This window comes from Lentibacillus amyloliquefaciens (assembly GCF_001307805.1).
In the GTDB taxonomy this organism is placed as follows: Bacteria; Bacillota; Bacilli; order Bacillales; family Amphibacillaceae; genus Lentibacillus; species Lentibacillus amyloliquefaciens.
This window is the reverse complement of record NZ_CP013862.1, coordinates 3,170,754-3,191,519: the sequence shown is the minus strand read 5'-3', so window position 1 is coordinate 3,191,519 and position 20,766 is coordinate 3,170,754. Positions and strand designations below refer to the sequence as shown.

The 20,766-nt window shown below is 42.7% G+C and carries 15 protein-coding genes; all 15 read right to left on the bottom strand.

All coding sequences use genetic code 11. The features are described 5' to 3' along the window. Nucleotides 1-16: 16 nt before the first annotated feature. On the bottom strand, nt 17-1,063 hold the full coding sequence (locus AOX59_RS16010) for a CapA family protein (protein ID WP_068446942.1): 1,047 nt from the start codon (nt 1,061-1,063) through the stop codon (nt 17-19). 69 nt (nt 1,064-1,132) lie between these two features. Continuing rightward, nucleotides 1,133-2,587, bottom strand: coding sequence for an acylphosphatase (locus tag AOX59_RS16005; protein ID WP_068446941.1), 1,455 nt, complete (start codon nt 2,585-2,587; stop codon nt 1,133-1,135). A gap of 24 nt (nt 2,588-2,611) precedes the next feature. Beyond that, nucleotides 2,612-4,240 carry an acylphosphatase gene (locus AOX59_RS16000; RefSeq protein ID WP_068446938.1) on the bottom strand — a complete coding sequence of 543 codons (1,629 nt, stop codon included), beginning with the start codon at nt 4,238-4,240 and terminating at the stop codon, nt 2,612-2,614. 30 nt (nt 4,241-4,270) lie between these two features. Next, entirely contained in the window at nt 4,271-5,899 is a 1,629-nt protein-coding gene (locus AOX59_RS15995; protein ID WP_068446936.1) for an acylphosphatase, read from the bottom strand. 48 nt (nt 5,900-5,947) lie between these two features. Continuing rightward, nucleotides 5,948-7,339, bottom strand: coding sequence for an ATP-grasp fold amidoligase family protein (locus AOX59_RS15990; RefSeq protein WP_068446934.1), 1,392 nt, complete (start codon nt 7,337-7,339; stop codon nt 5,948-5,950). Nucleotides 7,340-7,414: 75 nt separating this feature from the next. Beyond that, the gene (locus AOX59_RS15985; protein ID WP_068446932.1) at nt 7,415-9,769 is read right to left on the bottom strand and encodes a glycosyltransferase family A protein; all 2,355 of its coding nucleotides are present in this window, start codon (nt 9,767-9,769) and stop codon (nt 7,415-7,417) included. Beyond that, complete coding sequence (locus tag AOX59_RS15980) at nt 9,756-11,678, bottom strand: glycosyltransferase family 2 protein (protein ID WP_237049291.1); 1,923 nt, start codon at nt 11,676-11,678, stop codon at nt 9,756-9,758. Before AOX59_RS15980 ends, AOX59_RS15985 begins: the two co-directional genes overlap by 14 nt. A 16-nt stretch (nt 11,679-11,694) precedes the next feature. Next, on the bottom strand, nt 11,695-13,251 hold the full coding sequence (locus AOX59_RS15975) for an ABC transporter ATP-binding protein (protein ID WP_068446931.1): 1,557 nt from the start codon (nt 13,249-13,251) through the stop codon (nt 11,695-11,697). 16 nt (nt 13,252-13,267) lie between these two features. Then, complete coding sequence (locus AOX59_RS15970) at nt 13,268-14,050, bottom strand: ABC transporter permease (RefSeq protein WP_068446929.1); 783 nt, start codon at nt 14,048-14,050, stop codon at nt 13,268-13,270. 31 nt (nt 14,051-14,081) lie between these two features. Then, complete coding sequence (locus tag AOX59_RS15965; protein ID WP_068446927.1) at nt 14,082-14,885, bottom strand: glycosyltransferase family 2 protein; 804 nt, start codon at nt 14,883-14,885, stop codon at nt 14,082-14,084. A gap of 12 nt (nt 14,886-14,897) precedes the next feature. Further along, nucleotides 14,898-16,028: a glycosyltransferase gene (locus tag AOX59_RS15960; protein WP_068446924.1), complete on the bottom strand. Its 1,131-nt coding sequence runs from the start codon at nt 16,026-16,028 to the stop codon at nt 14,898-14,900. A gap of 6 nt (nt 16,029-16,034) precedes the next feature. Then, nucleotides 16,035-17,165, bottom strand: a complete 1,131-nt coding sequence (locus tag AOX59_RS15955) for a glycosyltransferase (protein WP_068446923.1) — start codon at nt 17,163-17,165, stop codon at nt 16,035-16,037. Between the two features lie 169 nt (nt 17,166-17,334). Then, entirely contained in the window at nt 17,335-18,642 is a 1,308-nt protein-coding gene (locus AOX59_RS15950; RefSeq protein ID WP_068446918.1) for a UDP-glucose dehydrogenase family protein, read from the bottom strand. Then, nucleotides 18,642-19,535 (bottom strand): UTP--glucose-1-phosphate uridylyltransferase GalU, encoded by an 894-nt coding sequence (galU, locus tag AOX59_RS15945; protein WP_068446916.1) that lies wholly within the window; start codon nt 19,533-19,535, stop codon nt 18,642-18,644. The genes AOX59_RS15950 and galU overlap by 1 nt, the downstream gene beginning before the upstream one ends. Before the next feature lie 180 nt (nt 19,536-19,715). After that, nucleotides 19,716-20,456: a prolipoprotein diacylglyceryl transferase gene (locus tag AOX59_RS15940; RefSeq protein ID WP_068446914.1), complete on the bottom strand. Its 741-nt coding sequence runs from the start codon at nt 20,454-20,456 to the stop codon at nt 19,716-19,718. Nucleotides 20,457-20,766: the final 310 nt, after the last annotated feature.

Below are 20,766 nucleotides of genomic sequence, written 5' to 3'. Positions count from 1 at the left end.
AATTCACCCTATTTCGTTAGTTGATCTCAAGTGATTTAATTTCTTTTCGCATTCTATTGACTACGTCTTCATACACCTGATTAGAGTCAAATACAAATTCTGCAGTTTTTATTTCTTTATTTTCTTTTATCCAGTCACGGAAGACGTGAATTTTATAGTTTCTGTGTCTTTCATTACTTACAAAGGTCAGTTCATATTTTGGATTTTTGATTTCAATACCTGTGTAGTTTTCTCTTGGTTTTGTAATATCCAATGACAATACCGCGCCAATTTGCCTATGTAACCCATTCTGACCTGTAAAGAAGTTGCCCATTGAGTAAGCGGCAAATGATTTAGTTCCGCGGGACGTCTCAATCCACTCAGGTGGCTGTAACACATGTGGATGGTGACCAAGTATTACATCGGCGCCCGCATCAGCTAATGAAGCAGACATCTCCCTTTGAGTGGATGATGGATATAGGTGATATTCTTCGCCGAAATGCATATTTGCAACAATGACATCAGCAAGCTTGTTCTTTTTGATTCTTCTCAGTGTACTGTATATTTTCAAAGGATTTATTTCTTTCAGAGAGTTAGACAGATATGGCTTGTCTTCAGGAATTTCAATAGAGTTTGTACCTCTTGTGAAAGATACAAAACAAATTCTGAGGCCATTTTTCTTAATGATACGCAATCTGTCCCGATCTTCAAAAGATTTATAGCCTCCATCATACTCCAAACCAATTTCCTTTAAATTGCTTATGGATTTCAATAACCCTTCTTCACCGCGGTCCAGCATATGATTATTGGCAATACTAACAATGTCTACGCCCATGTCTTTCAGCGTATAACCTAATTCCACCGGGCAATTAAACCGTGGATAAGAAGTAAGGCCGATATCTTTACCAGCAATAATTGTTTCTAAATTTGCAACTGTAATATCCGTCTTACCTAATAAATGAGCAGCATTTTCTAATTTCTCACCAAATTTATAATCAGATTTCTTTTTGGTTCCGCCATATACTCTGCCATGTGGTAAGACATCGCCTACAGCTGTCAAAGAAACGCTATTATCGTTATTCATAACTGTATACCTCTCTGACCTTCAGTGTTGTAAAAAGAAATTTCTTCTATTCTTTTAAATTCATCTTGATTAACTCTTCTTGGCTTTATTCATACTTCTGATTTCAAACCCTATTTTAATTTGTTTATCCCAGAAGTATTCCTGAATATCACTAACTTCTGCCTGAACCGGGCCTTCATAGCAAATATCTTTAAACGCATTAACATTGGCTTTATCAGTGTCACCAACAACGACAACAACTTTCCCGTTGCGTAAATTTCTTGTATACCCATGCAAGCCTCTGGCTACGGCCTGCTTCTGAAGCCACCTTCTGAAACCAACATCCTGTACTTTTCCTGAGATGACATATCGTTTTGCAAACAATTTGCCAACCGGGGCATTTGTAAGCTCCAACGCTTTTACACTTCGGCTTCTGAGCAGCTCCAGAATCGCTTTGTAGTCAAAGAAAATTGCCGAACTCTCGGCTGCTATTCCTTTCGTTTCAGGGAAGTAAAAGTCAATGATTTTTTCTGCTATATTCTGTGCTTCTCCATATAAGGGAAATGTATGCAGTGAAATTCCGGCAGTAGCGTTAATTTCAATAATCACTGTACCCTTTTCATTAACAATTATATCCACACCAGCTTGGTTTAATCCGGGTATAGCTTTAACAGCATTTATAGCAGTGTTTTTAATATCGTCTGACAGTTCTTCCGTCACATCGACCGAATCACCGCCTGAAGAAATATTGCTCTGTCCCTTCAGGTAAATAACCGTACCTTCTTCAGGAATATCGGTAAGCTGTAATTTTTGCTGAGACATGAAGTTCCGGATATCATCATCGACCTTTATCAGCCTTGTTGATGTTTGAGGGTTCAATTTTCTTGATTCATTCTTTAATTCAATTAACTCTTCGATTGTGTGTGTGCCATCCCCCGTAACATTGGCAGGAGTCCGTTTGGTGGCACCAACCGCCTTATCTCCTGTCACATACACACGGACATCTTCCCCAATAATATGTCTTTCAATAATAAAATCTGTGTATTCAAATTCGGAAAATACATAGTCTAAGCTGTCCCTTAAGTTATCCTCTGAATCAATATTAGTGATAACGCCCATGCCAAGACTTCCAAAGGTAGGTTTCACAACCAGCGGGAATCCGATTTTTATAGACGACTGAATGACGTCTTCCAAATCCTTTTCTTTTGAGAAACTAAAACCTTCAGAAGTTGGAACTCCTGCTCTTTTGAGATATACCTTTGTTTTTTCTTTACTGGAGCCGATGTCCACAGCATCGTTCGCTACCCGGTCTCCCCTTGACCTGTAGAAGTAATGCTTCTTTGTTTCTGAGCTGAGGGAGAATGTTTTTCCTGTCGGCTCAAACCCGATAAGCTGAAGATCTGTAACCTCGAAGTGCTCACTATAAAACGTCAAAGAAAGCCCTCTTCTCCATCCTTCAAGTGCAACCAGAAATGAATCAATATTAAACCTGCGCACACCGGAAAGCATCTGCTTCGAAAGCCAATTAGGGTATGCCTCTTCCATTCAATCCCCTCTCTCCCTTAAATATTATTTGCTTTTCTTTATTGCACTCCCAATTTTTCTAAAAGCTTCTGTGAATCTCCACGACGTACTGTCCAAAATTTGTTGGTTGTCCTTTTCAATCCGATTCTTTTGCTTCGTCATATGCTTCAAATCTTTTTCCATTTTTCTTAGTGCAAATTGAGTTGATTTTAAACTAGATGTGTTATATACTTCGGCAATTTCAAATCCAACCATGACAGGTTCATGAAAGTCTTCTTCTTCGATATTTTTCACCTTTGAACTCTGCGTATACTGATCAATCATTTTTTTGAATTCTGTTATGTCTGATTTATTCGTTCCAGCTACGACGATTTCGATTTCATCAAACACCATATTTTTGACATAGCCATGCAAGTTTCTGTCCATTGCCTGCATCTTTAGCCAGCGATGGTAGCTGTGTCGCTGCACAGTGCCGGTTACAACAAAACGCTTCGCATGCAGCTTGCCCATTGGGGCTGACGTAACCTCCACCTCAATAGCAGACCTGTTTTCCAACGGTTCCAATACATCAATAAGATCAAAGTAGATTTGGGAGTCTGACGTATCCATCCCTTTTGTTTCCGGGAAATAATAATCGATGATGGCACCGGGTATGTTACGTGATTTCCCTTTCAACGGGTATAGTATGCCACCAATTTGCGCGGTTGGATTCAATTCAATCACCACTGCTTTATTACCATTAACGATCAAATCGACACCACCATGGTATAGTCCCGGAACAGCTTTAAGGGCATTAACAGCAACTTCCTTGTAGTGTTCTGGCATTTGATCCGTGACATCTATCGGATCGCCTCCGGATGAAATATTGGTTTTCTGTCTGAGGAAGATTTGCTCTCCCTTTTTAGGGATGCTTTTGAGTGTATACCCCGATGACTGAATGAATTCGAAAATTTCCATATCCATTTTAATCAGGCAGCTGTTTAATCTTGCATTTTTCTTACGCTCATTATTTTTCAGCTCAATCAGTTCTTCGATGTTGTGTGTCCCGTCACCGATTATATTGGCCGGCACCCTGTTATACGCTCCGATAGCCTTACCATCAATAACATAGACACGGTACTCCTTGCCTTCAACATACTGCTCTACAACTACTTCCCGATATTCCAATTCATATCTTACATAATCAATCGCTTTGATGAACGCTTGTTCATTTTGAATATTCGTTACAACGCCATTCCCGAGGCTGGCATTCGTTGGCTTTAAGACAAGTGGAAAGCCAATTCCTTTCGCGTACTGGATAATCTCCTCATCTGTCGCTTCCTCTTCAAATCCTTTTCCCTGTGGGACAGGTACGCCCGCTTTGTCAAGCCATTCCTTCGTATCATCTTTTTCGGAACCGATTTCCACCGCTTCATTGGTTACCTTGTCACCTCTCGTCCTGAAAAAATAATGGGTCCGTTTATCAGAACTGAGTGAGAATAACCTTCCAGGCGGATTGACTCCGAAAATAATCATGTCATTAAAATGTTCCGAGTCCTTTGTATACCATTTTAATTTGAGGCCTCTGCGCCAGCCTTCCAGTGCCACAGCAAATGCATCAAGGCGGGTCTTTCGTGCACTTTTGACAATGTCATTTGTAAGTTGAGGCAGGCTTATTCCCTGTTTCTCTTTCATTCTCTTGATCCTCCGTTATCCATAACCGATTTATTTGAATTTCTTCAGCAGGGCACCGGCAAGCCTGATTGGTTTTGTCGCTCGCCAAGACAAGCTTCCGTAAAACTTTCTGCGCTGTACTTCTGCTCGCTTCATCGCTAATTCGGTGACTTCAAATTCCTGCTTGAATTGCTTTATTTCTTCGCGTTGTGTTTTTAAATCAGCTTTTATTTCAAAACCGACCTTAATCGGCTCTTCATAATCCTGTACTTGAATTTCCATAATATGAGAGCGTTCTTCATCTTCCAGCAGTCCGTTTCTGAAATCATCAACCATTTCAGGATCTGTTCCGGCTACAACCACTTCAATATCACCATTTTCCATATTCATGACAAATCCATGCAGTTCTCGTTCAAATGCCTGTTTGCGCAAACCACGATGATAGCCAATATCCTGAACCTCCCCGCTGACGGTATATTTTTTGGCATGCAGTTTTTCCATAGGGGATGGTGTGACAGTGGTGGTGTTAGCGTCTCTTGATTGCAACGGCTCCAGAACATCTTGAAAATCAAAATATGTCTGCTTTTTATTGACCTTTAACGCTACTGTTTCCGGAAAATAATAATCAATGATGGCAGCCGGTATGTCACGGGGTTCTCCTTTAATCGGATATAGGAGTCCACCGAGTTGGGCTGTCGGGTTCAGTTCGATGACAAACCCAGCTTCACTTGCAGGTTTGTCAATGTGAATAATCAAGTCAACCGCTCCATGAAACAATCTGGGAACAGCTTTGATAGCATTGACTGCTGTGTCTTTAATTTCGTTCGGAAGTTCATCTATCACATCGACTGGGTCGCCACCGAGTGAAATGTTGCTTTTATCACTTAAAAAGACTTGTTCGCCTGGCTCGGGTACAGTTGCCAATGAATAGCCTTTCCGACCCATATATTCAATCACATCTTCATTTACATTGATCGGGCAACTGACAAGACGGGGGTTCAATTCACGTTCTTTATTTTTCAGTTCGATTAAGGATTCGATTGAATTAACGCCGTCACCTGTTACGTTAGGTGGAATCCGGTTCATTGCACCCACTACCTTGTCACCGACAACGTAAAGACGATATTCTTTTCCGGGTATATAACTTTCAATAATGACATCCGGATAATTCAGTTCTGAACGCACATATGTAAGTGAGTATCCCAGCTCACCTGCGCTTGTAATATTGGAAATAACGCCTCTGCCAAAGCTGCCGTCTGTCGGTTTCAGTACAACGGGATAGCCGATTTCGTTTGCATATTCGATGATGGTGTCATCGGTTGCTTCTTCAGTGAATTGTCTGCCGTCCGGAACGGGGACTCCAGCTTCTTTTAATGTTTGTTTTGTTTTTTCCTTATCCTTGCCGATTACCACAGCTTCATTGCTGACTTTATCCCCTCTTGTCCGGAAAAAATAATGCGTCCGGTCTTTGGAGCTTAGGGAAAAAAGCTGTCCGGGGTTATCAACATACCACGTATACATTTCACTGAATTTTTCCGAATTCTTCACATGCCACCGTAATGTCAGTCCTCTCCGCCAGCCTTCAAGGGCGACAGCATATGCGTCCAGTAAATTGCCATGTGCTTCTGAAATAATTTCACTGGACAGATGCGGCAGCCACTCTGTGTTGTTCTCTACCATTTAGACTTCCTCCTATAACCCAGCTCCGTTTAAAACGTTTTTTTATTTTCAGCGGTTAGCTAACTCGATATAATCGTCAAATTGCTTCCCTTCCAGCAAATCATTGATTAGCCGGCCTTCTGCTTCCACAAAATAATCACCAAGCCACTGATCAGTTGCTTTATCAAATTCATCATAATTTCCCGGCTTTGGCGTGAATTCACCGAAAACCAATTCATTTTCCGATCGCAGATAATCAATCCGGATGAACGGTGCCGGTATCTTTTTGCTTATATCCGAAGCCGCATTCAGTTCATGCTGAGAAACGCCTTTTCCTTTAAACAAACTTTGGTCGTATTTGCCTGTCCGGATGCGTTCACCGGTGGCGGTCCACCAGCAATATTTGAGCTCAGGATAACGAACAATCTCCAGAATAAGGCCTACTTTGCCATAAAAACAGTAAAATTTAATGTCACTTGCCGGCATCTTTCGGCTTTCCAGAATAAGTTCCTCAATAGTCCATTCATCATGAGTTACCCAGCCGGACTCAAGATCATGTGTCATGCTTCTATTCAGTTCATCCCAATTTTCGAGTTTTTTCGATCTTTTCATATCTACTATATCATTAAAATCATTTACAAGATAGACACCACGTGAACCCGCACCGTCAGCCGGTTTAATGACTATCCTTTCTTGCGCGGGCAGATTCTTCATGCTGTATATCTCTTCCGGTGTCCACGGTCTCCTGATTCCCATGGCGTCTGCAAATGAATAACCCGACAGCTTGTTATCCAACACCCACTCCGGGAGTGAGCCCATCAGCTGCATTTGCCGCATGCGCCGATTCAAGCTGGCCCGGAAAGAAACGGCCGGCCGCAGCGATATATCATCCGTCACACCAGATCTGATTATAAATTCGGGGATGTCCTCCATTTTCAGACCGGCCAATACACTGGAATAAACCAAGTTGCGAAAGTCTTCTTGTTCGTTCATGTAAAGCCTGGCTGCATACCTTAGCACCTGGTTGTAGTTCGCCTCATGCTTATGCTTTTGCCGGATGACTTTGCCAAGATAATTCAGCAGCTTCCCATCATTTTTGGCCTCGTTGATGGCGTTTAGCATCTGGTTACTGTCCGGCTTGCGGCTGTCCAATCTGAGCCGATTATTTTCTTCCTCCATGTCATACAAAGCTTGCCGAGTCTCTTTTAGCTTTTCTTCCATATGCATAATGTATGCGTTTTGCTTTTTCCTCGAACCGGTTTGTTTTTGCAGTGGTTTCGCGTATTTCCATGTTTTACTGTCCTCAATATGTTTGAGCTCTTTTTTGTCATTCTTAATGGCTTTGTCCGCTTGGTCAATTTTTGCTTCTTTTTCCATCAGCTTTTTCGTCAGTTCCAATTCCAATTCTTTTTCGGATTGGTATGCGTCATTTAAATGGTTATTGCTCGTTATTGTAACCATCCCCTTTTATTGCGCTTAAATCCCCGGTTTCGTCCAACTGACATTAAGTGGGGAAATCCTCCCCACCACGCAGTTTCACTTTAAATACGGGTTCGTATCAACCAGCCAGTTTTTGAGGAATGTCTCATAAGAAATCTCACTTTCTGCTTGTACATCTTGCCAGTTTTCATGTGCCAGATGAATATATTTTAATTCGTTCTTCTTGCTTCGTTCCAATGTATCACGGACGGTGTCATTTTTCGGATACCATTTTCCCTTTTTATCAAAATAAGTCATCAGCCTTCTTGACGCTGTCCGTATGTTTAAACCACTGGATTGCTCAATGACTGTCAATACGGCAGCTGGTTTTATATCGGGGATATACTGCTGTTTTTCCTCCAGAATGAATGGGTTTTTAACCAGCAGAATATCACACGTGATCGCCTCACCGTACACCGGCATTTGTATATTTTCGCTTTCTATTAATTCGCGGATATCGGGATTGATTTTTTTGGCAGCATTGAAATTATATTCCGCCATCTGTACCAATCCTGTCCGCAATCCCATCGATTCATGTGCACCGATCTCATCAATCGTATCCTGGAGCCGATCAGTCGATAGGCGAAAATCCGCTGCAACAACTATATCAAAATGACGATTGTCGGTGGGCTTTTCGTCGCGTTTTGGCCACATCGGTTCCGGCACCGGGAAAAGACGGTTTGATTGATGTGCCGGATAATATAATGAATTCGCGTGCTTATGATAGAACTCGAAGCTTTCGACATATTCCTTTCGTACACCTTTAAAAAAACCATTATAACCAAATGCCGAGCTGCCGGTCAGCGATGTAACAGATTGTCTCGGCAGCGATAATGGTCCGGTCTTCAAATCAACAAAGGCGGCACTGCCAAAAACCTTAACGAGCCTGCGCTTGAATTCACCATCACCAGCAAATCTCACACTATCCCAATAGCCAATCTTTTTTAAAACCGGCTCCCGTCTGAACATTAATGAAGACATATTGGGAAAAATATACTTCCCAGGCGTCCCGCGGCGGTAAAACTTGAGCTCTTCGGTCAGCCGGGCATGTTCGGATGTATTGGCGATGACTTTCTTATTGTTTTGCAGATGTTTAGCTTGTATCTCAATTTTCTCAGCGTGTGACCAGTCATCTGAGTCATTGACCGTTACATATTCGCCCGTTGCTGATTTCAATGCGATGTTTCTGGCAATGTACGGACCACTGTTTTCCGGCGTGGACAGCAGCGTTATCCGCGAGTCATGCTTCATGTGCTCACGGACAACGTCTTTTGTATGATCCGAGCTGCAATCGTCAACCACAAGCAGCTCGATATTCTGCCACGTCTGCGAAAGGATTGATTCAATGGCTGTTGAGATACCATCCTCCGCATTATAAGCTGGCAAAATGACCGAAACTTTTGGGCCGTTTTCGACTGTCCTGTCCAATGGCTTTGTCGTGAGGTCATCGTATGTGGCCGATTCGATCGGATTGATGCTGTGCTCGATTGATTTTGTGGTATGTTCGATCGATATCATGTCATCCCCGATCGATATGGCGTCAGACTCGCTCGAGTTGGCCGCTTCCTCGCTCGAGTTGGCCGCTTCCTCGCTCGAGTTGGCTGTGCTGCCGCTCGAATTCGCATCGTCCTCGGTCGAATTCACAGCACCCCCGCTCAACTTCGCACCACGCCCGCTATCAGCCACAAAATACACAGGCTGCAATTTATAAGCTTCCATAACCTTATTCAGCCAATCAGTTCGTGCCTCAATCGTTTCTTCCAGATTGGCGTGGGCTAAATACAAATCCGGATGCTTCTCTCTTTGGAGCGCGTTACGAATTACTTGTTTTCCTTTTTCCGGCTCTTCCAATATGTCGTGGCATTCTGCTGTTATAATCGCTGCTTTCCGCAATCGTTCCTGTTCGCTTTCTCCCTCTATTACAGCCGGGAGGTAGTTCAAAGCCTGCACCGCACCCTCTTTTGTATACTTACCGGCATGCCATAAAGCGAGTTCCCAGCTGACGGCGCGTTTCCCGTAGCGATTTTCCGGCTGTTCGAAAATTCTCTCCAAATCGGCTAATGCTTTTTCAGTAAATCCTAATTCATATAAATAATAGCGGTATTTTTTTAATTGATTTTCTCCCTTTTTACGTTTGTATATTTTGCTGTAAAATTGTTTTATGTTACGTCTGCCAAGCAAGTAAGCAGCAGTCGCGCGCAAAAATCGGATAAATTTCCGCTTCAGCTGACTTGCTGCTTTTAGCTTGCGCTGGATGGCATTGAATTGGGCACGTCGCTCTATCAATTGTTGTTCTGTCGCTCTCTCTTGTGCCTGTTTTTCCACAAGCTCCTGTTCGAGTCTGGCCAATTCATCCTGTTTTTCCTTGTTTCGCTGTTGCAGTTCAGTGAGTTTGTCGTTATTGACGGGCATTATCTGATACCTTCTTCCCGCCTTGGATGATCGTGCTGAGATCTGAGGTCTCCTTATTCCAGGTTCCGGTCTTTCCAAAGTAGGAAAGCATTTGTTTGCGGCAAAACCCAATATCAAGCCCCTCCGGCATTTCATTTGACCTAACAATAGCATCATCGGCTGCGACATCAGGTATGTATTGCTGCCAGTCCAGAAGCACGGTTGGATCCATGACAACCAGCATTTTCGCATTGACCTTTTCACCGTAAACAATCATTTGCAGCTCACTGCCATCAATCAAATCGCGGACAGATGGGCTCACCCCATGATTGTTCGCCAAATCATAATGGTATATTTGAATTAACCCGATCCGCTTATTATGACCTTTCAAGCTAATAATTTCCTGAAGCAGGTTGTCGTTTTCTTCTACATTACGGAAATCAGCTGCTATCACTATATCAAACAGCCGCTTTCCTGCCGCCTTATCCTCACGAACAGGCCACATCGGCTCAGGCACAGGGAAAGGCCGCTCATTTTGTGGATATGGATAATATAATGAATCCGCCTGGCTGTGGTGGTATTCCAGGCTTTCAACATATTCGAGCCGCACCCCTTTGAAAAAGCCGTTGTATCCAAAGGCCGAGCTGCCTGTCAGGGATGCAACCGATTGCCTTGGCAGCGATAATGGTCCTGACTTCAAATCAACAAACCGCGTTTTTCCGAATGCTTTAATAAGCCGGCGTTTAAATTCACCGTCTGCAGCAAATCGCACACTGTCCCAGTAGCCAATTTTGTTAAGCACCGGCTTCCGCCTGAACATGGTCGAGGACATATTCGGGAAAATATATCTGCCGGGTGTCCCGCGCCGGTATAATTTCAGCTCTTCTGTCAGCCGTGCGTGTTCAGATGTATTGGCAATCACTTTTTTGTTGTTTTGCAGGTACTTTGCCTGAATTTCGATCTTTTCCGCATGTGACCAATCATCAGAATCGTTGATGGTTACAAAGTCACCGGTGGCTGCTTTTAACGCGGTGTTTCGGGCGACATATGGGCCGCTGTTGCGTGGTGTGGACAACAGCGTTATCCTGCCGTCGCCTTTCATGTATTCGCGAACGACTTCTTTCGTATTATCAGGGCTGCAGTCATCAACGACCAGCAACTCGAAATTCTGCCATGTCTGGTTTAGAATAGATTCAATCGCTGTCGAAATGCCGTCCTCTGCTTTGAAGGCCGGCAATATCACAGATACTTTCGGCCCGTTACTGAATTTTTTATCCATTGGTTTTGTCGTCAAATCGTCATACGACACAGCTTCATTAGTTGTTTGAAAGGTAATCGGCTGTAAATTGTACACTTCCATCGCCTTATTAATCCAGTAGGTGCGCTCTTCAATCGTTTCTTCCAGATTGGCATAACCCAGATATAAATCAGGGTGCGCCTGCCGTTCCAGTGCCTCTTCAATAACGTTTTTGGCCTCCTCCGTTTCACCAAGCATATCGTGGCACTCCGCCTTAATGACTGCCGCGCGACGCAATTGATCCTGGTCAGTCTCGCCGTCTGCCACCGCCGGAAGATAGTCCAATGCCTGGCGCGCACCTTCTTTCGTATATTTGTTGGCGTGCCACTGGGCGAGTTCCCATGCTGCCATCCGTTTCAAATAAGCATCAGTCGTATTTAAATAAAGCTCTTCCAGTTCTGATAGCGCTCTGTTTGTAAAGCCCAATGTATAAAGGTGGTGCCGCAGTTGTTTCAGCAATTGCTTTTGTTCATGCTTTTTGCCATGGCGTGTCAGTTTCCGCAGTCTATTTTTCTGCTTGTCCGACAACAAATTGGAAATGGCTTTTTTCTTTTGTTCATCCAGCACCGTATATATTGCCCAATCAATCACTTCACTGACCGCTTTTTTGATAAATTTGATCAAACCATTCACCACCTCGTCATGGACTTTATCTGCTTGCGTTCTGCGGATTTGCCTTTTTCACGATCTGTTTCTTATTATTTAAACCGATCGATTCCCGGTATTTGGCGACAGCCTCTTCCGCTCCGCCGTCAAAACGGACCTGTCCCTGCTCCATCCAAAGCGCTCGTGTGCAAACTTTTTCAACAAAATTCATATTATGGGAGACGATGATTACCGCTTTGGCACTCTCAATCATATCCTGAATCCGTTCACTGGCCTTTTCCTGAAAAGCCATGTCACCAGTTGATAAGGCCTCATCGATAATAAAAATATCCGGCTTGAGTGTTGCCGCGATACTGAAACCGAGGCGCGATTTCATACCGCTAGAATATTCTTTAACGGGTTTATCGATTGCTCCCTCTATACCCGAAAATTCCACAATCTCATCATATTTTTCATCAACGCGCTTTTTCGGAATCCCGAGCAGCATCGCATTTAAATAGATGTTATCGCTGCCTGTCAGCTGCGGGTTAAAGCCTGTGCCATATCCAAGCAGTGCCGATGTTTCACCGTTCAGTTCGATTTGGCCTTCATCAGGCTGATATATCTTCGTGAGCACTTTGCATAACGTGCTTTTCCCGGCACCATTATGGCCGATAATCCCGACAACTTCACCGACTTTGATTTCAAAGTCCAGGTTCCTTAGCGCCCAAAACTTCCCTTTATTTTTCAGCTGGAACGAAACACCGACGTTCTCCGCTTTAATTACAGTATTATCCTGTATATTTGTTTCGGTCTTATCAAGCTGCAACAGGCGCCGTTTCCGTGGCGGACGCTTCGGCATTGTCGCTTTATAATTGGCAATGACTTCTGTCGGGTCACCATCTTCCCGGATGACACCGCCATCAACCCAGATCAGCCGGTCACAGTTCCGCTGAGCATATGGCAGGCTGTGCGTTACAATAATCACCATTTTAGCCCGCTTGACGAGCTCTTTCATTTTTTGTGCTGCCTTCTGGCTGAACTTCGCATCACCGGTGTTCAGCGCTTCATCAAGAATGAGAATTTCCGGTTCAAGGTGTGCCGCAACACTGAAGCCGAGCCGTGCCTTCATTCCGCTCGAATAATATTTCATCGGCTGATCCATAAAATCGCCAAGATCGGAAAATGCATGAATGTCTTCAATGTATTTATTAATCAATTGCTTATCGATTCCGAGCATCATGCCGTTCAAATACACGTTTTCCCGCCCGGTCAGCTCTTTATTGAACCCCATGCCGAATGAAAAAAGTGCCGTCACTTTACCATCTACACGTATTTCACCCTGATCCTGACGAAGAATACCGGTAATGATTTTACTGAGCGTGGTCTTACCCGCGCCGTTTGAACCGATAATTCCGAGAATCTCCCCTTGAAGTCCTTCAAAATTGATATCCTTGAGCGGCCAGACCTCTTCCCGTTTTTCCACTCTGCCGCGGTTTTTGAAGAAGCGGAATACTTTTGATTTATAATCATCCTGCTGCTTACCGCTTTGGAATGACACACCAATATTCTTCGCTTTGATCACTTTGTCTTCTGTTGTCGGATGCTGTTGGTCAGCCATGCTAAAACCTCTTTTATTATAAAGCTTTAATGATTTTGTGCTCGTTCTTGCTATAGTGATACAGCGTTATGATAATTGCCACAATCGAGACAACCGTAATGATTCCTAAACCGATAAAATCAGGAGTAGTGTGATTCATCAGAATGTCCCGATAGGCAGTTACGATGATCGCAATTGGATTGAGATCCACAAAAATGCTGTATTCAGGCGGAAGCCGACCGCCTACCCAAATGATCGGAGACGCGTAGAAAAATATACGTGTCACATATGTCAGGATATTGTCAATATCCCGGACGAACACAGTGACATAGGCTAATATAAAGCCGACTGCCATGAGAAAAATCACCGTAATCACTATAAGCAGCGGCAAATAGATAATGTGCCAATCAGGCATAACACCATATATTGCCAGGAACATGGCGATGACAATTAAACCAAATAAGAAGTTAAACATCTGTGAAATCGTAAATGACAATGGAAAAATCGATTTCGGCAAATAGACCTGATTGATAATCGAACTATAGCGCAAAATTGATTTTGCCGATGAATTCACAGCTGAGCTGATCCATCTCCAGACGACAAGCCCAATAACAAGAAAGAGAGGGTAATTCTCGACATCGTCGCCTCTTCCCAATATAATCACGACCAAAAAATAATACACGAGTACATTCAATAAAGGGTCAAGCAGCCACCAGAAATAGCCCAGATAGCTATTGCGGTGCTCTGCTTTCAGCCCGGACTTCACCAAATAAAATAATAAATCTTTTCGTTTTAGCATTTCCTGAAGATATGTTTTCATAACTTAACATGACACCGCCTGATTCATACAATTAACTGTTCCGCGCCGACAATTTATATTTAATCGTATTTCTAATCCCTTTTGCAGCATAATGGAAAAAGTACCATAAGCTTTTAAGGATATTCTGATTTTCAACTTGCCGGTAGACATACCACTGCCGTTTAGCAGCTTTTACTTTATTGCTGGAAATCGAATTTTCTACTGACCTGTATTTAGCCAAGACTTCCGGCAATCCATATGCCCGAAAGCCTCTTTTTGTTACTGCGAGCCAGTAGGCATAATCCTGTCGTGTCCGGATATTAACCATTTTGAGATGACCGACTTTATCTCTGTCAATCATTACTGTGAGGCAGCCGATTACACAATGTTTCATTAAATCATTGTACCCAACTGATTCCGGAGCTTTTGATATGTTGTCTTTTAATGTGCCGTCCTCTTCCATACGGACATATTTTGTGAATGAAAAAGCAATATCCTTTTCTTTCATAAAACGCAGCTGGTTTTCCAGCTTTTCCGGAAACCAGAGATCATCACTGTCCAAAAACGCTATATAGTGCCCACGTGCTTGTTCCATTGCTGTATTGCGGGCAACAGCGGATCCGCTGTTTTCCTCAAGTTCGACCAATTTAATACGGTCATCCTGTTTTTCATACGCTTTTACCTCTGCCACCGTTCCATCTGCGGAACGATCATCCACGATAATCATTTCCCAATTGGAATAGGTTTGCGCAAGTACTGACTCAATCGTTTCTTTAATAAATTCTTCCGCGTTATAAGCAGGTGTAATGATTGAAATGAGCGGATTTGCTTCCTGATTGGTATGTTTGCTTGCCATATTATCACCTATTTACCGTTTTGCAGTCAATTGCCCATACCATTCGATGAGCTTTTCTTCTTCTGCATGCCAGTTCAGCTTGCCCGTGACAGCCTTTTTGCCGTTTTCCCCCATACGTTTTGCATCATCAGGATTGTTCCGCAAATAGTCAATCGCTTCCCTGATTTTCAATTCATCATAAGGGTCAACAGTGAGTCCGCAATCATACTTCTCTACGAAGTTTTTCCACACAGGGAAATTCGAGCATAGAATCGGCAGCCCTGCATTCATATACTCAAAAAACTTCGTGAGTTCTTTTTTCTTATAATGCTCGGTCGGCGGAAATACCGCAATACCTGCCAGCCAATTGTGGCCGAGGTACCTTGCTTCGATATCTCCTTTCTCAATGAACCGGTCAATGCCTTCCAGTTCGAGCCGATCTTTTTGATCACCGGCAATATCATACATTTCTTCCGCTAAGTCACTAGGGCATTTCCCGACAAAATGAACCGACACCTGGTCGTGAACCAACGGGATTTTCGCATGAATCTGCGCCCCCCGTACGTACGATACATTCCCAGTATACAACAGTTTATCTTCCAATGGTCCATGATTCCGTTCATGTTGAACAAACGTTTGATTAACTGTTGGATAATTCAGTATACAGTATCCACTCGGATAAATATCTTTATAATACTTTTCCGCCAGACATAGCTCCATCTTCCTGGAAAAGAATTTCTCTATATACTTATACGCAGCAGCAGTTAATTTTCTAATGGGCTTATTCAAATATTCTTTCTGCATAATACTAGTGATATAATCTTCGTGAATATCATAAACAACGGCATTATGTTTCTTTTTCAATAACCATCCAACAGGCAACAGTTCCGGATCATGAAAATGGTAGACATCCGCATCCAGTGCTTTTGCCTTCTTATACGCATCCATAGTCCCAAAAATCATCCGTTTCAGTCTGCTTTTATATGTTTTGACAGGAATATGGCTGATTGGACTTTCTTTTTGCGCACCATTTTCGGCTTCCCGGGCAATCAGTGTCACATCATAGCCGGCATTTTTCAGTGACTTGCATTCCTTATGGTAGATCCTTGGATCATATGGATGGTGGACGGTCGTCAAATGCACGACACGCTTTTGAGTGCTCACATTTTGTCAACTCCTGTCGTTCTGGCCGATTGTTTGCATAAATGACTCTTCGTACTGTTTGGCAATTCGTTTCGCATCAAAAGCTCTTGCACGTTCCTTGCCGTTTTCGACCATTTGCATCAATTGTTCGTTATCCCTTGTTAAAGTCTCATATAATTTCACAGCCATATCCTCAGCATCTCCGACATTACACATGACACCAAATTCCCCGTCGTTCAACACCTCGCTGGCACCTGGCCTGCAATTGGTGGAAACGACCGGTATTCCAGTTGCCAACGCTTCAGCCAACACATGGCCGAACCCTTCATGAAGCGATGACAGCGCAAAAAGATCGGCATGTTTAAAATAGATATAAGGATTGCGCTGAAAGCCGAGAAAATAGACGTTATCGGCTATTTCCAACTCTTCTGCTTTCGCTTTTAATGAAGCTTCCAGTTCACCCTCACCCAAAATCACAAGCTTCGTGTTTATCCGGCGCTTAAGTTTGGCGAATGCATGAAGCAGTGTTTCATGATCTTTATCTTTGACAAGTCTGCCTGCTGTAATGATGACTTTCGCATCGTCCGTAAATATTGATTTATGTTCTCCGGCTATATTCCCGTCGCCAATAAGATGCTCTATACCATTCACATCGACCGGGTTGTAGATAACCTGAATTTTTTTCGGGTTCACATTGTAGCGCCTGATGATATTTTCCTTAACACCGTTAGACAGCGCTATAACCTTGTCGGAAAACCGATATAAGAACCCATAGGCTCTTAATTTCATGTTTGCTGAAAAGTCGCCGCCTAAATAAGCCGCTTCCCTGACAATGCTTTTCGCTGATGTAAACGACAATAACTTTGCTAATATAGCAACGGTGTTATAGTTCGGAATCGTGCTAAATACAGCGTCCGCCTGTTCATGTCTGATGACTTTGGCCAATGGGAAAATGGCTGATCGCAATCGTTTTGTTTCGAGTTTGATAAAATTAATATCCGATTTCAAATAGTCTTCATAATTTCCATTATAATTCAAAGTGACCAGTACAGGGTCAATTTTTGTCCTATCCAGATTATTGATGATGTTCAGCATTGTTCTGGCTGCTCCGCCGGCACCCATTTGATAAATGAAGAAAAGCACTTTTTTCTTTTTCACGGTATTCAGCCTTCCCCTGTTAAGGACATCGATTTATTGCTCCTATTAATCTCAACGCATTATACCACAGCAGCACAAAATAATAAATTGTCAAAATAGATCGATTCATCGTCAAAATGATTTCTTCAAATGAAAAAGGAGTCGGCCTTGCGCCAACTTCCTTTCTGCACTAACTATACACAGCGGGCCGGCCGATGGAATGATATTCAACGTTGCTTCCGGCCAGCTGTTCTAAATCAAAGCAATTTCTGCCGTCGAAAATGACTGGGTAGTTCATGTATTGTTTATATTCGCTGAGCGGGAATTTCTTTATTTCGTCCCATTCTGTCAGTATTAATGTCAAATCCGCCCCATCTATGGTTTCTTTCACACTGGCAGCATAGGTGATTTTGTCCGAGAGTATTTGTTTGGCATTTTCCGCCGCAACCGGGTCATAGGCATGGACATCTGCACCCTGGTCCAGCAGATTTTCGGTCACAAAAATGGATGGCGCTTCCCGCATATCATCTGTGTTTGGTTTAAACGCCAAACCCAAAACAGCGACTTTTTTACCTTGAAGGTCTTTAAACCGTTCCATCACTTTGTCGACAAGTATTACCTTCTGTCGTTCATTAACACCGACCACATTTTCCAGCAGCTGCATGTCATAATCAACTTTTTTCCCAACTGAGATGACAGCTCTTGTATCCTTTGGAAAACACGACCCGCCATAGCCGATACCGGCATTTAGAAATGAACTTCCAATCCGCTTATCCATCCCCATTCCCTCTGAAACATTGTCAATATTAGCACCCAACTTTTCACACAGGTTAGCCATCTCGTTAATGAAACTGAGTTTGGTTGCCAAAAAGGCATTCGAAGCATATTTTATCATCTCAGCGCTCCGCAGATCCGTTCTTACGATGGGAAGATTGAAACCGGTATTAACCTTTTCCAAAATGTCCAGTGTATATTCATCATCTGAACCAATGATAATCCTGTCCCCGTTAAAAGTATCGTGTACGGCCGATCCTTGCCGGAGAAATTCAGGGTTGGACGCGACATTAATGGTTACATCATCAGGCAGTCCCGCTTGGATTTGGTCTTTAATATGTTCGTTCGTGCCCACCGGTACAGTACTTTTTGTGACAATGATGGCATCATGATCAAGTATTTTTGCAATCGATTGACATGCTTGATCGATGAAAGTTAAGTCAGCGGCGCCGTCCTCTCCCTGCGGAGTTCCAACCGCTATATAAATCAAATCTTTGTTGGCCAGGCCTTCATTGTAATCGGTTGTGAAATGAAGACGTTCTCGTTCAATATTTTTCTGGAGAAGCTCCGGCAAGCCGTTCTCATAAATTGGACTTTCACCTTTTTTTAGTACAGCGATTTTTTCATCATCTATATCGATACAGGTGACCTGGTTATCAAGTTCGGCTAGGCAAACGCCGGTTACAAGCCCTACATAACCTGTCCCGATGACTGCGATATTCATTATCTGCCCTCCTGGGTATTAAGGTTCTCAAGTGTTTTTTCCATATAGTCTTTAATATCTTTGTGTAAATCTTCCCGTTTCAATGCAAAATCAATTGTCGCCTGCACGAATCCTAATTTATCACCGATATCATAGCGTTCACCTGTAAAATCATATGCTAAAACTTGCTCTTTCTCATTCAAGGTTTCAATGGCGTCAGTCAGCTGAATTTCGTTACCTTTTCCGGGTTTCTGCTTTTCCAGGATTTCAAAGATGGATGGATTTAAAATATACCGTCCCATGACCGCCAAATTGGAAGGTGCTTCTTCAATAGGTGGCTTTTCCACCAACGACTGGATGGTCCGGATATTTGGACCGTAATCCTGATTGCCCGGCTCAACGATTCCGTATTTCGAAACTTCCTCGTCCGGGACACTGTGTACACCGACAATAGACAGCTGATTATATTCATAGACATCAATGAGCTGTTTTAGGCATGGCTCGTCCGCTTCAACAATATCATCGCCCAACAGGACGGCAAATGGTTCATTTCCCACAAAGCTTTTGGCACATAAAATAGCGTGACCAAGCCCTTTAGGCTCTTTTTGTCTGATGTAGTGAATATTGGCCAGATTTGAAATGGATTGGACCATTTCCAGCATCTCCGTTTTACCTTTATTGGCTAATTTTTCTTCTAATTCATAGGAAATATCAAAATGATCTTCAATTGTGCGTTTGCCTCTTCCTGAGATGATGATGATGTCTTCAATCCCTGAAGCAACCGCCTCTTCAACAATATATTGAATGGTTGGTTTATCGACAATCGGCAGCATTTCTTTTGGCTGGGCTTTTGTTGCCGGCAAAAACCTGGTGCCCAGACCCGCTGCAGGTATAATCGCTTTTTTGACTTTCATGTTATTGTTCTCCTTTGATTATGCACTTGTTGGACTAACTAATACTTCTCAGAAAATGCACTATAACTTGTATTAACTGGCACTCATTACAAGTTTATCACTGGGCTTAGCGGTAATCAATCGACAGTAATTTTACGTCACTGCAAAACAAACAACCTGGTGTTGACCAGGTTGTGGGGGTTAGTTATTCTTTTTAGATTGATTATCTGACTCACGCTTTTTATTTTCATTATCCTCAGTATCGTGTTCTTTAGGTTTCTCTTTTTCTTCGTCTTCATGGTGTTCTGGATCTGGATTTGAGCCATCATCCTCCGACGCTTCTTGAGAAGAATCATCATCTTCTACAGGGTCGTCTGGATTCTCTTCTACAGGATTCTCTGGTTCGTCTGAATCCTCTTCAACAGGTTTTTCTGGAGGATTATCCTTTTGCTCGGTCTTCTCATCACTATTATCTTCAACATCTTGATCCTTTTCTTTTGATATTGATGAATTTGGTGTTTCTTTTTTTGTCTCAGTTAGTTCTGTATTAGTTGAAGATTCTCCACTGGTATAATTTACAGAAACACTCTCATCATTGGTTGCAGCATCACGTTCTTCTATACTGGTGTCTATCGTCACCTCAACTGAATCTTCAGCCAGTTTTTGAGTCTCTTCCTCATCATCAGCTTCAAGCTCTTTTTCATCTGAATCATCTTCACTTATATTTATCACTGGAATTTTATAATCTTCACTGAATTGCCTTGCGGTTATAGCATTACTCGGTTGAAAACGTTGGGTTTCTTCCTTTGAATCCTGATCCTCTGTTTCAGCATCAACAGTCTCTGGCGGGTTATATTCATGAAGTGCAATAATTAAAATGATTGCTGTCACACCAATTATATTGGCTGCTATTATGAAGCTCCTCCTTTTTGATTGCCCCATAAGACACACCTCCAATCAATATAGCTATTCTTTATCTTATAAAAAATTTGTCAAAAAGTAAATAAAATGGAATTTTTTGAATGAAATGACGACAGCGTCTTTTATGGTATACTTGAAAACATAAATTGTGGAGGGTGATAATTTGTCAGTAAAACGATTTCTCGGACTGATAGGCATTAGTTCTTTCATACTATATGCCCTTACAAAACCAAAAAAAGTTTTAGCACCGACGCCAAACATAAAAATCGAAAACGTCCCCTCTATTACCAATACCCGGAACTGCCGACAGGATGTGAAGCTACATCGCTGG

Bases quoted from the DNA above. Each gene is read 5' to 3' on its own strand.
- AOX59_RS16010 (WP_068446942.1), bottom strand. From the start codon at position 1,063: ATGAATAACGATAATAGCGTTTCTTTGACAGCTGTAGGCGATGTCTTA.
- AOX59_RS16005 (WP_068446941.1), bottom strand. From the start codon at position 2,587: ATGGAAGAGGCATACCCTAATTGGCTTTCGAAGCAGATGCTTTCCGGT.
- AOX59_RS16000 (WP_068446938.1), bottom strand. From the start codon at position 4,240: ATGAAAGAGAAACAGGGAATAAGCCTGCCTCAACTTACAAATGACATT.
- AOX59_RS15995 (WP_068446936.1), bottom strand. From the start codon at position 5,899: ATGGTAGAGAACAACACAGAGTGGCTGCCGCATCTGTCCAGTGAAATT.
- AOX59_RS15990 (WP_068446934.1), bottom strand. From the start codon at position 7,339: ATGGTTACAATAACGAGCAATAACCATTTAAATGACGCATACCAATCC.
- AOX59_RS15985 (WP_068446932.1), bottom strand. From the start codon at position 9,769: ATGCCCGTCAATAACGACAAACTCACTGAACTGCAACAGCGAAACAAG.
- AOX59_RS15975 (WP_068446931.1), bottom strand. From the start codon at position 13,251: ATGGCTGACCAACAGCATCCGACAACAGAAGACAAAGTGATCAAAGCG.
- AOX59_RS15970 (WP_068446929.1), bottom strand. From the start codon at position 14,050: ATGAAAACATATCTTCAGGAAATGCTAAAACGAAAAGATTTATTATTT.
- AOX59_RS15965 (WP_068446927.1), bottom strand. From the start codon at position 14,885: ATGGCAAGCAAACATACCAATCAGGAAGCAAATCCGCTCATTTCAATC.
- AOX59_RS15950 (WP_068446918.1), bottom strand. From the start codon at position 18,642: ATGAATATCGCAGTCATCGGGACAGGTTATGTAGGGCTTGTAACCGGC.
- galU (WP_068446916.1), bottom strand. From the start codon at position 19,535: ATGAAAGTCAAAAAAGCGATTATACCTGCAGCGGGTCTGGGCACCAGG.
- AOX59_RS15940 (WP_068446914.1), bottom strand. From the start codon at position 20,456: ATGGGGCAATCAAAAAGGAGGAGCTTCATAATAGCAGCCAATATAATT.